Origin of the sequence: Pseudomonas sp. DNDY-54 (genome assembly GCF_019880365.1) — a bacterium.
In the GTDB taxonomy this organism is placed as follows: Bacteria; Pseudomonadota; Gammaproteobacteria; order Pseudomonadales; family Pseudomonadaceae; genus Stutzerimonas; species Stutzerimonas stutzeri_P.
Window position 1 is genome coordinate 3370119 of sequence record NZ_CP082271.1, and the last position, 13781, is coordinate 3383899.

General features: G+C 55.8%; 16 protein-coding genes. 5 read left to right on the plus strand and 11 right to left on the minus strand.

The window, feature by feature from the left end; genetic code table 11:
• Window positions 1–12 precede the first annotated feature (12 nt).
• The 6 genes from K4O48_RS15660 to rplM all read right to left on the minus strand — a co-directional run bounded on the left by K4O48_RS15660 (window position 13) and on the right by rplM (window position 4415).
• Window positions 13–630 (minus strand): glutathione S-transferase N-terminal domain-containing protein, encoded by a 618-nt coding sequence (locus K4O48_RS15660; protein WP_222909305.1) that lies wholly within the window; start codon window positions 628–630, stop codon window positions 13–15.
• An 87-nt stretch (window positions 631–717) separates the two neighbouring features.
• Window positions 718–1527: a cytochrome c1 gene (locus K4O48_RS15665; RefSeq protein ID WP_222909306.1), complete on the minus strand. Its 810-nt coding sequence runs from the start codon at window positions 1525–1527 to the stop codon at window positions 718–720.
• Window positions 1527–2738 carry a cytochrome b gene (locus K4O48_RS15670; RefSeq protein WP_222912120.1) on the minus strand — a complete coding sequence of 404 codons (1212 nt, stop codon included), beginning with the start codon at window positions 2736–2738 and terminating at the stop codon, window positions 1527–1529. The genes K4O48_RS15665 and K4O48_RS15670 overlap by 1 nt, the downstream gene beginning before the upstream one ends.
• Window positions 2738–3331 carry a ubiquinol-cytochrome c reductase iron-sulfur subunit gene (gene petA, locus K4O48_RS15675; protein WP_222909307.1) on the minus strand — a complete coding sequence of 198 codons (594 nt, stop codon included), beginning with the start codon at window positions 3329–3331 and terminating at the stop codon, window positions 2738–2740. The genes K4O48_RS15670 and petA overlap by 1 nt, the downstream gene beginning before the upstream one ends.
• Before the next feature lie 248 nt (window positions 3332–3579).
• On the minus strand, window positions 3580–3972 hold the full coding sequence (gene rpsI / locus K4O48_RS15680) for a 30S ribosomal protein S9 (protein WP_131649936.1): 393 nt from the start codon (window positions 3970–3972) through the stop codon (window positions 3580–3582).
• A 14-nt stretch (window positions 3973–3986) separates the two neighbouring features.
• Window positions 3987–4415 (minus strand): 50S ribosomal protein L13, encoded by a 429-nt coding sequence (gene rplM, locus K4O48_RS15685; protein ID WP_019342644.1) that lies wholly within the window; start codon window positions 4413–4415, stop codon window positions 3987–3989.
• 388 nt (window positions 4416–4803) lie between these two features.
• Between rplM and K4O48_RS15690 the strand changes: the two genes are divergently transcribed.
• The gene (locus tag K4O48_RS15690) at window positions 4804–5841 is read left to right on the plus strand and encodes an NADP(H)-dependent aldo-keto reductase (protein ID WP_222909308.1); all 1038 of its coding nucleotides are present in this window, start codon (window positions 4804–4806) and stop codon (window positions 5839–5841) included.
• 98 nt (window positions 5842–5939) lie between these two features.
• The gene (locus K4O48_RS15695; RefSeq protein ID WP_222909309.1) at window positions 5940–6632 is read left to right on the plus strand and encodes an energy-coupling factor ABC transporter permease; all 693 of its coding nucleotides are present in this window, start codon (window positions 5940–5942) and stop codon (window positions 6630–6632) included.
• Between the two features lie 49 nt (window positions 6633–6681).
• Here K4O48_RS15695 and yacG read toward each other — a convergent pair whose 3' ends face one another.
• The 5 genes from yacG to pilB all read right to left on the minus strand — a co-directional run bounded on the left by yacG (window position 6682) and on the right by pilB (window position 11597).
• The gene (yacG, locus tag K4O48_RS15700) at window positions 6682–6879 is read right to left on the minus strand and encodes a DNA gyrase inhibitor YacG (RefSeq protein WP_222909310.1); all 198 of its coding nucleotides are present in this window, start codon (window positions 6877–6879) and stop codon (window positions 6682–6684) included.
• Entirely contained in the window at window positions 6876–7484 is a 609-nt protein-coding gene (gene coaE, locus K4O48_RS15705; RefSeq protein ID WP_222909311.1) for a dephospho-CoA kinase, read from the minus strand. Before coaE ends, yacG begins: the two co-directional genes overlap by 4 nt.
• A gap of 315 nt (window positions 7485–7799) precedes the next feature.
• The gene (locus K4O48_RS15710; protein ID WP_222909312.1) at window positions 7800–8663 is read right to left on the minus strand and encodes a prepilin peptidase; all 864 of its coding nucleotides are present in this window, start codon (window positions 8661–8663) and stop codon (window positions 7800–7802) included.
• A gap of 4 nt (window positions 8664–8667) precedes the next feature.
• A complete protein-coding gene (locus K4O48_RS15715; RefSeq protein ID WP_222909313.1) occupies window positions 8668–9888 on the minus strand; it encodes a type II secretion system F family protein in 1221 nt (406 codons plus the stop codon).
• Between the two features lie 2 nt (window positions 9889–9890).
• The gene (gene pilB, locus K4O48_RS15720; protein WP_222909314.1) at window positions 9891–11597 is read right to left on the minus strand and encodes a type IV-A pilus assembly ATPase PilB; all 1707 of its coding nucleotides are present in this window, start codon (window positions 11595–11597) and stop codon (window positions 9891–9893) included.
• Between the two features lie 512 nt (window positions 11598–12109).
• Between pilB and K4O48_RS20600 the strand changes: the two genes are divergently transcribed.
• The 3 genes from K4O48_RS20600 (at window position 12110) to K4O48_RS15735 (ending at window position 13781) form a co-directional block, all read left to right on the plus strand.
• Entirely contained in the window at window positions 12110–12295 is a 186-nt protein-coding gene (locus tag K4O48_RS20600) for a prepilin-type N-terminal cleavage/methylation domain-containing protein (RefSeq protein WP_222909315.1), read from the plus strand.
• Between the two features lie 23 nt (window positions 12296–12318).
• Window positions 12319–12765, plus strand: coding sequence for a hypothetical protein (locus K4O48_RS15730; RefSeq protein WP_222909316.1), 447 nt, complete (start codon window positions 12319–12321; stop codon window positions 12763–12765).
• A gap of 206 nt (window positions 12766–12971) precedes the next feature.
• A complete protein-coding gene (locus K4O48_RS15735) occupies window positions 12972–13781 on the plus strand; it encodes an ABC transporter permease subunit (RefSeq protein ID WP_260523643.1) in 810 nt (269 codons plus the stop codon).

Below are 13781 nucleotides of genomic sequence, written 5' to 3' on the forward strand. Positions count from 1 at the left end.
ATGCAGCCTCTCTTAGCGCATGCCGCGCTCAACAGCGGATAGACTGACCTGGAAGGCCTCGCGAGCAAAATTGATTTCCATGTAATCGAGCAGCGGCTTTGCAGCCCGTGGTAGCTCAATGCCCAGTGCGTGCAAACGCCACAAGATTGGCAATAGACAGCAATCCACTAGGCTTATCTCGTCGCTCATGAAAAATGGCTTCTCGGCAAATACAGGCGACACACCCGTCAGGCTCTCACGTAACTCCTTACGCGCCTGCGCGCGCAGCGCTTCAGCGACGCGGTGATCCGTGATCCGGTCCACTAGCGAACACCAATCCCGCTGAACCCGATGCACCAATAGCCGGGTATTGGCTCGGGCCACGGGATATACCGGAAGCAAGGGTGGATGGGGATACCGCTCCTCGAGATACTCGGTAATCACATTCGGTTCATACAGCGCCAGATCACGGTCTACAAGAGTAGGCACGCTGGCGTAGGGATTCACTTCAGTCAGCTTTACCGGGCACCGCGCCGGATCGACGTCGATAATCTCGACATTGACTCCCTTTTCAGCGAGCACATAGCGCACCCGATGCGAGTAGTGGTCGGCGGGATCGGAATAGCAAGCCAACCTGTTGGTCGCGGCCATAGGGTCCCTCCCTCATGAAAGTTTCGAAATGACAGAAAAAAAAGCGCGCCCAAGAGGGCGCGCAGGGTAACGCAAAAAGGCCAGGAATCAGTGGACGTCCTTCCAATACTCCCGCTTGAGCAGATAGGCGAAGACGAAGAAGAACGCCAAGAACAACAGCACATAGGTACCGATACGTTGACTCTCGAGCTTGACCGGGTTGGCCGAGTAAGCTAGGAAGGTCACGAGGTTCTTGATCTTCTCGTCATATTCGGCCTCGGTAAGCTCGCCGGTGCCTGGGACAACCGTCATGGCGTTGCAGTCTTCATCAGTAATCGGCGTGCCCGTCAGCGGATCGAACTGCTTGCGGCCATCCTCGACAACCTGAACTTGCTTGCATGCGACTGACTCGCCCTCAGGCAGCTTGCTCGGCAGCACCTGACGGCCTTGTAGCGGCGCTAGCACGTGCGGCATTCCCACATTGGGGAATACCGTATTGTTGACGCCATACGGGCGAGCCGGATCTTCGTAGAAGCTGCGCATGTAAGAGTAGAGCCAGTCATTGCCGCGCACGCGGGCAACCAGCGTCAAATCCGGCGGGGCCGCGCCGAACCAGGTCTTAGCATCTTCCGGCTTCATGCCAATCTTCATGTGATCACCAATTTTGGCATCACTGAAAACCACGTTCTCAAGCATCACTTCTTCGGGGATACCCAGGTCGGTCGCGACGCGCTCGTAACGCTGATACTGCGCGCTGTGGCAGCCCATACAGTAGTTGGTAAATGTCTTCAGACCATCCTGAAGCGCCACCTTATCCGTCAGATCGATATCAACTTCATCAAGGTGAACGCCACCACCCGCGGCGAAGCCGAATGCAGGCACCAGTGCAAGAATCAATGCAGCGAATTGCTTTTTCATCAGCCAGCCACCCTTTGCGGAACTACTTTGGTCTTCTCGAGCTTGGTGTAGAACGGCATCAGGATGAAGTAACCGAAGTAGATAGCAGTACAGATCCGAGATACCAACGTGCGCTCAGGGGTCGGAGACAGCACGCCAAGCACGCCGAGGATGATGAAGGAGATGCAGAACAGAACCAGCGCAATCTTGCTCATCCAGCCTTTGTAGCGCATGGACTTGACCGGACTGCGATCCAGCCAGGGCAGCACGAACAGAACCGCGATGGCTGCGCCCATTGCAATTACGCCCAGAAGCTTGTCCGGCACCGCGCGCAAAATCGCGTAATACGGGGTGAAGTACCAGACCGGCGCAATGTGCTCTGGAGTCTTAAATGCATTCGCCACTTCGAAGTTAGGCTTCTCGAGGAAATAGCCGCCCATCTCAGGGAAGAAGAACACGATGGCGCAGAAGACAAACAGGAACACCACCACACCAACGATGTCTTTCACGGTGTAGTACGGGTGGAACGGGATGCCATCGAGCGGCACGCCAGCTTCGTCCTTGGTCTTCTTGATATCCACACCCATCGGGTTGTTCGACCCGACTTCGTGCAGCGCCAAAATATGCAGCACGACCAGACCGAGGATCACGATAGGCAGCGCGATCACGTGCAACGCGAAGAAGCGGTTCAGCGTGATACCTGAGATCAGATAGTCACCACGAATCCACTGGGTCAGGTCAGCACCGATCACCGGAATGGCGCCGAACAGCGAGATGATTACCTGAGCACCCCAGTACGACATCTGCCCCCACGGCAGCAAGTAGCCCATGAAGGCTTCCGCCATCAACGCCAGGTAGATCATCATGCCGAAGATCCACACCAACTCACGCGGCTTCTGATAGGAGCCGTACAGAATGCCACGGAACATGTGTAGGTAGACCACGACGAAAAACGCCGACGCACCCGTAGAATGCAGGTAGCGGATGATCCAGCCATATTCAACGTCACGCATGATGTATTCGACGGAGGCGAATGCACCTTCTGCTGACGGCTCAAAACTCATGGTCAGCCAAATACCGGTAATGATCTGATTGACCAGAACCAGCAAGGCCAACGATCCGAAGAAATACAGAACGTTAAAGTTCTTCGGCGCATAGTATTTGCTTAGATGGTCTTCCCACATCTTGGTCGCTGGGAAGCGCGCATCGACCCACTCCATGAACTTGCTCATCATGCGCTCTCCTGATCCACGCCGATAATGACCAAAGAGTCAGTCTCGTATGAGTGAGGGGGAACCGGCAGGTTCAAGGGCGCGGGCTGCCCCTTGTAGACGCGGCCAGCCATGTCATATTTCGAACCGTGGCACGGGCAGAAATAACCGCCGAGCCAATCGGCACCTAGATCAGGCGCTGCGACTTCGGGTCGGAAGGATGGAGCGCAACCGAGATGCGTGCAAAGCCCGACCACGATCAAAACTTCAGGCTTGATTGAACGAACCGCTGGATCGACATAGTCCGGCTGCTCGGAGGCTTCGGATTTTGGGTCCGCGACCGTATCGGTCAGCTTATCCAGATTCGCCAGCGCCTCCTCGGTACGACGCACGATGAACACCGGCTGACCGCGCCACTCGGCGACCATTTGTTGGCCTGGCTCGATCTTGCTGATATTTACCTTAACCGGTGCACCGGCTGCCTTGGCCTTGGCACTCGGGAACCACGATCCCACAAACGGGACCGCGGCACCCACCGCTCCTGCAGCACCTACTACCGAAGTAGCGGCTACCAGGAAGCGACGCCGGCCAGCATTCACGCCGTCATTGCTCATTCAGTCGTCTCCCATCAGTTTCTTATGGCCTACCGAAAGCAGGCGTCTACTACGTAAAATCAGCCGCGAAAAATTCGCCAAATGGTAAAGAAAAGCCCCTCTCATGACAAGGTAATAACTAGACACAACCGAGCGCAAAGCCCCGAAAAGCGGGGCTTTCCTAACGCGACATGCTGTCGCACGGCTATAAGCCGCCCATAAAAAAACGCCCAGCTTCGAATAAAGCTGGGCGTTTTTTGTGAAGCGGATTAGCGCTTCGAGTATTGCGGACGCTTACGCGCCTTACGCAGACCGACTTTCTTACGTTCGACTTCGCGAGCATCGCGAGTGACGAAGCCAGCCTTGCGCAGAGCGGGACGCAGGGTCTCGTCATAATCCATCAGAGCACGAGTGATACCGTGACGGATCGCACCGGCCTGACCACTCACGCCACCACCAAGAACGGTAACGTAGATGTCGAATTTCTCGACAGTTTCGGTAAGTTCTAGCGGCTGACGAACCACCATACGAGCGGTTTCACGCCCGAAGAAGTTATCCAGCTCGCGGTTGTTGATGGAGATCTTGCCAGTACCGGGGCGTAGAAAAACGCGCGCGGTTGCAGTCTTGCGACGGCCAGTGCCGTAGTTTTGAGTCGCCGACATAATGAACTATTCCGTTAAATCTTCAGTTCTTGGGGCTGCTGAGCGGTATGCGGGTGATTGGCACCCTTGTACACCTTCAGCTTACGATACATGTCGCGACCCAGCGGATTCTTAGGCAGCATGCCTTTGACCGCGGTCTCGATCACACGCTCTGGCGCCTTCGCGATCAGCTTCTCGAAGTTGATCGACTTGATGCCACCCGGGAAACCGGAGTGAGAGTAGTACATCTTGTCGGTGGTTTTCGCACCGGTAACACGCACTTGCTCGGCGTTGATAACAACGATGTAATCACCGGTATCGACGTGAGGGGTGTATTCCGCCTTGTGCTTGCCACGCAGGCGGCTAGCGATTTCGGTTGCCAGACGACCCAGGGTCTGGCCGGCAGCGTCGACGACAAACCAGTCGCGCTTGACGGTTTCCGGTTTAGCAGTAAAAGTCTTCATTCGTTATAGCCTCAGGGGCCGCCCTGAAAATAAGACGGCGAATCTTACTGAATGGTGCTCGCCCTGGCAAGGCCAGGACAGCCGGAAACAGACGCTATCGGGGGCTCGGGTCAGCGCGTCCGCTACGGCAGTGTTCGGCAGGCTTGGCATCCCCTACCTTGTTTTTGCGTCAGCGGGCTAGGCATCCCCGGCGACAGGCTGCGGAATTATCCGGATTACTGGCGAAATAGCAAGCTCGTTCGCTTACGAAGCACCAAGCTTACGGCTTAAAACTGTCTCTAGGCATAATCGGCACCTATTCGGCGCATTGCATGGCGTGTCGAAACGAACTAATCAGCCGCCCCGACAATCCGACGTCGATGTCAGGCTATTAAACAAAGGATACCGCATGGAAAAGCGCCAACTCGGCCGTACCGACCTTCAAGTCACCTCGCTATGTCTGGGCAGCATGACTTGGGGTGAGCAGAACGATCAGGATCAGGCATTCGCGCAGCTGGATTGCGCCAGAGCGGCCGGCATCAATTTTCTCGATACCGCTGAAATGTATCCCGTACCGCCACGAGCGGAAACCTACGCATCCACCGAGCGCTACATCGGCAACTACTTCAAGGCCCGCGGGAATCGATCCGAGTGGATTCTTGCCAGCAAGATTGCCGGCCCGGGCAATGGCATCAGCCATATCCGTGATGGCCAGCTCAAAATGAACCGTCAGCACATTGTTGCAGCTCTGGATGCCAGCCTGAAGCGGCTGCAAACAGACTGGATTGACCTGTATCAGCTGCACTGGCCAGAGCGCAGCACCAACTTTTTTGGACAGCTCGGCTATCGCCATCAGGATCAGGATTTCACGCCGATCGAAGAAACACTGGAGGCGCTCAACGAACAGGTGAAGATCGGAAAAATCCGCCATATCGGCCTGTCCAACGAAACGCCCTGGGGCACGATGAAATTCCTGGAGCTTGCTGAATCTCGCGGCTGGCCGCGAGCCGTTTCGATCCAGAACCCGTACAACCTGCTTAATCGCTCGTTCGAGGTAGGCCTGGCTGAGATCGCTATTCGCGAACAATGCGGGCTCCTGGCTTATTCACCGCTGGCATTCGGCATGCTCAGCGGTAAGTACGAACAAGGCGCACGGCCGGCCGGTGCACGGATTACCTTGTTCAGTCGCTTCGCACGTTACTCCAATCCGCAATCGCAAGCAGCGTGCTCCAAGTACGTAGCGCTCGCGCGGCAACATGGACTGGATCCTGCTCAAATGTCGCTGGCCTATGTCACGCAGCAGCCCTTCGTTACCGGCAACATCATCGGCGCTACGTCGCTGGAGCAACTGGAAAGCAACCTTGCTAGCAGCGAGCTGCGGCTATCTGCCGAGGTGCTTGCTGATATAGAAGCGATCCACACGGAGCAACCCAACCCTGCTCCTTGAAGGCTGTTCGAAGTGAATGAACGGCATCGATCACAACGATTCAGGGTTGATCCCGCCGCCATCGCCGAAACCCAGCCCTCTCGTGAGGAGCATTAAGAATGATTGCTGCCGAACTGCTCGCAACGTCAACCCTAGTATTAGGTTGGTTGCTTTATGCGGCAGTTCTGCTCTGGGCATGCATTCGCGCGCCATGGGTAGAGCTTTTTAGCGACACCCGCCGCCAACATTTACTGTTTGGCGCGGTACTGGCGATCTTCCTGCTGTGGCTGGTCCGCCGAGACTTCGAATCAGGGCTATCTTTTCATTTCATCGGACTGACAGCCGTTACGCTACTGCTGGATTGGCCACTGGCGATGTTGGCTGCTTTTGTCGCCCAGATGGCACTGGTCGTCACCGGGCATCAGCAGCTGACAGCCCTCGGGCTGAATGGCGTATTACTCGTACTGATACCTGTAACGGTGACTGAAATCTGCGCCCTAGCAGTCGAACGCACCCAGCCCCGCAACCTCTTCGTGTATATCTTCTTTTCCGGCTTTTTTGCCGCAGGCCTTGCCGCCCTCTTCTGCATCCTGGCCGGACTCGGAGTTCTGCTACTTGATGGCCGCTACCCCATGCCGCCCTGGCTGAATGACTTTGCCGGTTATATCTGGCTAGTAATGTTTCCCGAAGCGTTCATCAACGGGACTGTCGTAAGCGCACTGGTCGTGTTCTATCCGGACTGGATGGAAACCTTCAACCGCACCCGCTATCTCCAAGCGCCCTGGAAAGACGACGGTGACAAGCAAGCCTGACCACCCATCAAACAACCTGAGCTGCGACAGCGCTAACCCACCACTTGGCTCAATGCTTGCGTGGCGGCATGTCGTCGGAAAAAAGATCATCTTCCAGCTCGTTACCCGGAATCGCATGTTCTTCCGAGGCCCAGGCGCCGAGGTCGATCAGCTTGCAGCGCTCGGAGCAGAATGGTCGGTTCGGACTGTTCACGCTCCATACGACCGGCGCCCCACAGGTAGGGCATTCGACAACTGTAGTACTCATTCCTGACCTCCTCGTAGCGTCAGATAAAAATTGTGCAAACGTTCCACCTCGCACATTAACCATGCCAGATCACGATCATTGACAAGCACATCATCAGCGTGACGCAAGCGCTCATCGCGGCTGATCTGCGCACTGAGAATGGCCTGGATCTGCGCTTCGCTGCACCGATCCCGCCGCGCGGCACGCTCCAACTGAAGTGCTTCAGGCACATCGACCACTAGCACGCGATCGACCTGACGATACTGGCCGGACTCCACCAGCAAGGGCGAAACCATAATGGCGTAGGGTGAGGTAGCCCGAGCGAGGTGCTGGGCGATCTCCTGGCGGATCATTGGGTGCAACAGTTCTTCAAGCCATTTGCGCTGTTCGGGATCATGGAAAACCAGCTCACGCAGCACCGACCTGTTCAAGCTGCCATCTGCGGCCAAAACAGTCTCCCCAAAACGATCGGCAATCGCCCCCAACGCAGGCTTGCCAGGCTCGACAACCCAGCGGGCGGCATGATCGGCGTCGACCCAATCCACCCCGAGCCGGCCAAACGCCTCCACCACAGCGCTCTTGCCGCTACCGATACCTCCCGCCAAACCAAGCACCCATGGCTTCATTACGCATCGCCCGATAGGAAACGACGCGCAGTAGTAACGCCTGAAAAGCCGAGATGCAAGAGGAACGGAGAGCCGCTGTAGCTTGTACAGCCACAGGACTTGCTCAGTGCGGGCCGCGATCACCGAAACGGTTCAACGTTGGGTATTGATTCAGAGGGCAGTCTTGGCGTGAAGCTCTTTGGTCATTCAGTAGCAGCGGAAAATTATCCGAGCGGGACCCGACCCATACGGCCTGCGCACAGCAGGGCTAGCCAGATCCCGCTCTGCTAGAGCCAGCGAACATTGGAAGCAAACGAACTTGTGGCCGATATCCCGTCAGAAGCGGGCAAATTGAAGATAGGCCGACGTGATTTGATCACCCCAAAGCAGCGCAATCCAACCAGCAATCGCTAGATAGGGACCGAAGGGAATTGCCGTGCCGCTATCCGCTTTCTTCACGCGTAGCATGATGGAACCCAACACTGCACCGACGACCGATGACAGCAGGATGGTCAGTGGCAAAACCTGCCAACCGCCCCATGCGCCAAGCATGGCAAGCAATTTGAAGTCCCCGTATCCCATGCCCTCCTTACCGGTCACCAGCTTGAACAACCAGTACACCGACCAAAGACTGAGATACCCGGCCACTGCACCCCACACGGCATCAGGCAGCGAAGAGAACAACCCGAAGAAATTGACGATCAACCCCAGCCAAAGCAACGGCAGCACGATGGAGTCAGGCAGCAGCTGATGATCGACATCGATCATGCTCATCGCCAGCAAACCCCAGGTCAGCAGCAGCATCGCGCCTGCCTGCCAGGTGAAGCCAAAGTGCCAGGCGACATAGGCGGACAACAACCCGCACAGCAACTCGACAAAGGGATAACGACTGCTGATCGGTGCACGGCAAGACGAACATTTGCCACGCAAGGCCAGCCAGCTCACCAATGGAATATTTTCCCATGGGCGAATCTCATGATCGCAGTGCGGGCAGTGAGAATGAGGGAGAACCAGATTGAAGGTCGAAGCAGACTCGACCGGCAACTCAAGAAACTCTCGCGCTTGAGCGCGCCAGTCCCGCTGCATCATGATCGGCAAGCGGTGTATCACTACGTTCAGGAAACTGCCAACCAGCAGCCCCAACGCCAGCGCGCATAAAACAAAGGCCAGCGTGTTGCTGGCCAGAAGCTCGAAAATCATCGGTTTATCCGACCACGCTGCCGAGCTGGAAGATGGGCAGGTACATTGCGATGATCAAACCACCCACTAGCACACCCAGCACCGCCATGATTAGCGGCTCCATCAACGTGGTGAGGTTATCGACCATGTTATCCACTTCGTCTTCATAGAAGCTGGCGACCTTGTCGAGCATCTCGTCCAGCGACCCGGACTCTTCGCCAATGGCTGTCATCTGTATCGCCATGGACGGGAATACCCCCGTGGTGCGCATCGAGAAGTTAAGCTGCACGCCCGACGAGACATCGTTGCGGATTTTCGCGACGGCATTGCGGAACACCACGTTACCTGTGGCCCCACCCACTGAGTCCAACGCATCAACCAGTGGTACGCCTGCAGCGAACGTAGTTGACAGGGTCCTTGCGTAACGAGCCACAACAGCTTTGTACATGATGTCGCCAACAATAGGTGCCTTGAGCAGAACTCGATCCAACGTATCGCGAAACTTCTCCGAACGCTTGTAGCTGTGCTTGAACAGAAAAGCACCAGCGAACAACCCGATCAATACTAAATACCACCACTCCTGCAGCCACCGGGACAGCCCGACCACCATCTGAGTGAAGGCTGGCAGCTCCGCACCAAAGCCCTGAAACACGCTTTCGAACTGCGGCACCACCTTAATGAGAAGGATGGCTGAAACGATGATTGCCACTACGATAACGGCAATCGGGTAGGTCATCGCCTTTTTGATTTTCGCCTTGAGCTGCTCAGTCTTCTCCTTGTAGGTTGCTACCCTGTCCAACAGCGTCTCCAGCGCACCAGATTGCTCACCGGATTCCACAAGATTGCAGTACAGATCGTCGAAATACTGGGGCTTCTTGCGCAGAGAACCGGCAAAGCTGTTACCCGCCGCCACCTCCTGCTTCACTTCGTCAACCAGCTTGCGCATATTGGGGTTGTCGAAGCCTTCACCAATGATGTCGAAAGACTGAAGCAGCGGCACGCCCGCCTTCATCATGGTCGCCATCTGACGGGTGAACAGCGCGATGTCCATTGGCTTGATCTTTTTGCCAGCACCGAACAGCGAGACGGCCTTCTTGCGCACCTTGAGCGGATTGATACCCTGCTTGCGGAGTTGCGCTTTGATTAGCGCCGGGCTTTGACCGGACAGCTCACCCTTGATTTTGCTGCCCTTGCGGTCAGTCCCTTCCCAGGTGAACACACTGGTTTTCAACGCTCTTTCCGCCATGGTTAATCCTTGGTTACGCGGTTGACTTCTTCCAGGCTGGTAATGCCATTCATGGCTTTAACAAGTCCGGAAATGCGCAAATCATTGAAACCATCTTTGCGCGCCTGAATGGCGATATCGATGGAGTTACCTTCCTCCATGATAAGCCGCTGCAGGGCAGGCGTGATTTTAACCACTTCATAAATACCGACACGGCCTTTGTAGCCGCCGTTGCAATTATCGCAACCCACCGGCCCATAGAGCTGGAACGTGCCGATCTTGTCTTCCGGTATGCCTTCCTTCAGCAGCGCCTCGCGCGGCACCTCGACTTCCTTCTTACAGCTGGTGCAGAGCTTGCGCGCTAGACGTTGGGCGATGATCAGGTTGACCGATGTTGCGATGTTGAAGGCGGGCACACCCATGTTGCGCAGGCGAGTGAGGGTTTCTGCAGCACTGTTAGTGTGTAGCGTCGACATCACCATATGGCCAGTCTGCGCCGCCTTGACCGCGATCTCGGCGGTTTCCAGGTCGCGAATTTCGCCGACCATAATGATGTCCGGGTCCTGACGCAGGAATGCACGCAATGCCTGAGCGAAGTCCATGCCTTGGCGCGGATTGACGTTGACTTGGTTGATGCCTTCGAGGTTGATCTCCACCGGATCTTCCGCGGTCGAGATATTCACATCAACGGTGTTAAGAATGTTCAAGCCGGTATACAAGGAGACCGTCTTACCCGAGCCAGTCGGGCCCGTGACCAAAATCATCCCTTGCGGCTGCTTTAACGCACTCAGGTACAGCTCTTTTTGGTCTTCTTCATAGCCCAACGCGTCGATCCCCATCTTGGCACTGGAGGAGTCGAGGATACGCATCACAATCTTTTCGCCCCACAGCGTGGGCAGGCTATTGACGCGGAAATCGATGGACTTCGTCTTGGAGACCTTCATCTTGATCCGGCCGTCCTGCGGCTTGCGCCGCTCGGCAATATCCAACGCCGCCATCACTTTGAGGCGCGCCGAAATCCGACTGACCAGCTGCACCGGCGGCCGCGCCACCTCATGCAGCACCCCATCCGTACGGAAACGAACTCGATATGATTTTTCGTAGGGTTCGAAGTGAAGGTCCGATGAGCCGCGCTTGATCGCATCCAACAGCATCTTATTGACGAAGCGCACCACCGGCGCGTCGTCCGCCTCGTTGTGCTCGCCCTCTTCTTTGTCGGCCGCCCCCCCCGACGTAACAACATCCAGCTCATCAAGATCTGAGTCGGTCATGCCATCGAGCGTGGTATTGGCAGATTCGAACAACCTTTCAATCGCATCGCCGAGCTTGTCGTCTTCGACCAGTACCGACTCGACCGAAAGGCCAGTATTGAATTGGATATCACTGATGGCCTGGTGATTGGTTGGATCGGATACCGCCACATACAGCTTATTGCCCCGACGCTGCAGCGGCAGAACACGGTGCTGGCGCACCAGTTTTTCGCTGACCAAATCTTGAGGCTGGGTTTCTTTATCCAGCGTCGTGAGATCGAAGTACGGAACGCCGAACTGCTCACCCGCGACCTCTGCTATCGCCCGGCTCTTGACTACCTTGTTCTGCACCAGCCATGACACCAGCGGCACCTGGTTACGCTGAGCCTGCTGCTGCGCCTGCAGCGCGACCTTTTCATCAAGCTGGCCGACCAGTACTAATTGGCGAGCCAAACCACCGAGGGGAGCGTTTTCGTTCATTGAACTGCCTATAAAGGCTGGAGAAATGTCGCGCCCTTATAACGCAGTTCCAAAGGCCTGCCAAACCCTTGAAAACTAAGTGGCAATTTTTGTCACATGGTGACTTGAAGGGCTAATTTATCCTCCAAACGCTCAACCAACCCGCTACCCACCCGTACACAGCCAAGATTTTGTTGTGGGAGGCGCGCCCTGCGGCGAAAGCTACTGAGCTATCGCATTTATATAGGCGGCGCCCCTCTCCTTTCCTCCACCATCACCACCAACCTAAATCCTCCCAACCCCAACCCAACGGCGCCTACAGCCCGACAGAGGGGCATGTGGGAGGCGCGCCTCGCGGCGAAAGCGGTTCCCGACACACCGAAACCCAACCTCTAATTCCACAGTTACGCACTCCCTAGAAAGTGCACCACCTCACAACTACAGACTCAAGCGCGACGCTCCTGCCTCGCCTGGCACAGAAGCTGCTCCTATCTCGACAGGTCCAACGACCTCACCAACAAAGGAGCTTTTCAATGAAGTCCATCAAGAAGCAAAAAGGTTTCACCCTGATTGAATTGATGATCGTGGTTGCGATCATCGGTATTTTGGCTGCAATCGCTATTCCGCAGTTCAATGATTACCGAGCCAAGGCAAATGATTCTAGCGCCGTAGCGGATGGGCGCAATGCCATTACCGCTGTAATTTCCAACTTGCGCTAAGCAGAAAAATCAGGAGACAAACCATGAAAAAGACTCAATTGCTGGTTACCGGCCTCTGCGCATTTATGATGTCTGGCTTAGCCCACGCAGCATATCCCAACCTTGCGGGGGGAACCAACAACATCACTATGGTGGACTGCGAACTTCTCGCTAACGATATAAAGGTTGTACTTTCCAATAACGTCGTAGGCGGTGTTCAGTGCAACACTGATGACAACTTTGTTGCTCTCAGCGTTTGCCACACATCAGGCCTAACCGCCTCACGCAGTGCTGTTCAGACAGAAGATGCGAACGGCAACACAATTTGCACAGTTGGGCCAGATGAAACATGCGTAGAGACAGTTACGGGCGCCTCATTCCCGACCGCCACTAGCGCACGGGGCACCGTTTCATCCCAATTCCCTGGTGGCGCGTGTACAGCTGAAAGTGCTTTAGCAAATGCTGAGGCCCAGGAATTGCCAGAAGATTAACTCAAATCGACTTGCCTTTACTTGCAAGGGAAGACTCTATGTCTTCCCTTTTATTTATCTCAACAAAACCTGTAAACCTGCATAATTTTCATAATCTAGTCGCTCCTTATTTCTCTACAGCTTCTGAGCAATCTGTTAGCCTCGTATCTCCAGAACGTATTATGATCCCCATCGCACGCTTAACCGCCATGATCGAATGATTTCTCATGCTGTCTTCACTGAACATTACAATCGGCTTCCGCCTCGCCTTTCGCGCTCGCTTTGGCCGACTGTCTATCGGCTCTTTGCTAGCACTGGCCCTTGCGGCATTCCTTTCCGCCCAGTTCAGCGGTCGCCAGCCCGCCACCGTGGCGCTGGATATCGGCCTTTCTATGATCCGCCTACTGCTGCCCTTGGTACTTGTATTGATGACTCAGGAGTTGCTGTCACGCGAGTTCGACCGGCGCTTTTTTCTTAAAACGCTATCCTATCCGCACCCACGGCATAGCCTGTTGCTGGGCCGCTTTGTTGCCGTAGTTCTCCTGACCATCGGGTTGCTGCTAGTGCTAGCCGGAGCACTGGCATTACTGGTCTGGCTGATCGGCCAGGGCTATGCGCAAGGCACCCCCGTTGCGCTGGATCATCACTACTTCGTCACCATCGGCTTAATCGGCCTTGATCTATTGCTGCTGACCTCCGTCGCCACTCTGCTAGCGGTAATCGCCTCCACTCCCAGTTTCGTCTTGATCGGCACCTTTGGCTTTATGCTGGTCGCTCGCTCGTTCGGATCCATCGTTGAATTACTAACCCGCAATACGGGCGCGGTAAGCGATGCCGAAAGCTACCGCTCCGGTGTCGGCCTGCTGGGTTATCTGCTGCCCGACCTGGGCGCGCTGGATGTGCGAATGGTCGCCCTCTACGGCAAGTTGGAGTTGTTGCCCGCCGACTGGCCCTGGCTGGTGTTGTCCAGCCTGACCTATACGGTCGGCCTATTGGCCTTGGCGGTGTGGGCGCTCAACCGCAAGCGCTTCTCCTGA

Coding starts and splice junctions, on each gene's coding strand:
- K4O48_RS15690 (WP_222909308.1), top strand. CDS start 4,804: ATGGAAAAGCGCCAACTCGGCCGTACCGACCTTCAAGTCACCTCGCTA.
- K4O48_RS15730 (WP_222909316.1), top strand. CDS start 12,319: ATGAAAAAGACTCAATTGCTGGTTACCGGCCTCTGCGCATTTATGATG.
- yacG (WP_222909310.1), bottom strand. CDS start 6,879: ATGAGTACTACAGTTGTCGAATGCCCTACCTGTGGGGCGCCGGTCGTA.
- K4O48_RS15735 (WP_260523643.1), top strand. CDS start 12,972: ATGCTGTCTTCACTGAACATTACAATCGGCTTCCGCCTCGCCTTTCGC.
- K4O48_RS20600 (WP_222909315.1), top strand. CDS start 12,110: ATGAAGTCCATCAAGAAGCAAAAAGGTTTCACCCTGATTGAATTGATG.
- K4O48_RS15670 (WP_222912120.1), bottom strand. CDS start 2,738: ATGAGCAAGTTCATGGAGTGGGTCGATGCGCGCTTCCCAGCGACCAAG.
- petA (WP_222909307.1), bottom strand. CDS start 3,331: ATGAGCAATGACGGCGTGAATGCTGGCCGGCGTCGCTTCCTGGTAGCC.
- coaE (WP_222909311.1), bottom strand. CDS start 7,484: ATGAAGCCATGGGTGCTTGGTTTGGCGGGAGGTATCGGTAGCGGCAAG.
- rpsI (WP_131649936.1), bottom strand. CDS start 3,972: ATGTCGGCGACTCAAAACTACGGCACTGGCCGTCGCAAGACTGCAACC.
- rplM (WP_019342644.1), bottom strand. CDS start 4,415: ATGAAGACTTTTACTGCTAAACCGGAAACCGTCAAGCGCGACTGGTTT.
- K4O48_RS15695 (WP_222909309.1), top strand. CDS start 5,940: ATGATTGCTGCCGAACTGCTCGCAACGTCAACCCTAGTATTAGGTTGG.
- K4O48_RS15715 (WP_222909313.1), bottom strand. CDS start 9,888: ATGGCGGAAAGAGCGTTGAAAACCAGTGTGTTCACCTGGGAAGGGACT.
- K4O48_RS15665 (WP_222909306.1), bottom strand. CDS start 1,527: ATGAAAAAGCAATTCGCTGCATTGATTCTTGCACTGGTGCCTGCATTC.
- K4O48_RS15660 (WP_222909305.1), bottom strand. CDS start 630: ATGGCCGCGACCAACAGGTTGGCTTGCTATTCCGATCCCGCCGACCAC.
- pilB (WP_222909314.1), bottom strand. CDS start 11,597: ATGAACGAAAACGCTCCCCTCGGTGGTTTGGCTCGCCAATTAGTACTG.
- K4O48_RS15710 (WP_222909312.1), bottom strand. CDS start 8,663: ATGATTTTCGAGCTTCTGGCCAGCAACACGCTGGCCTTTGTTTTATGC.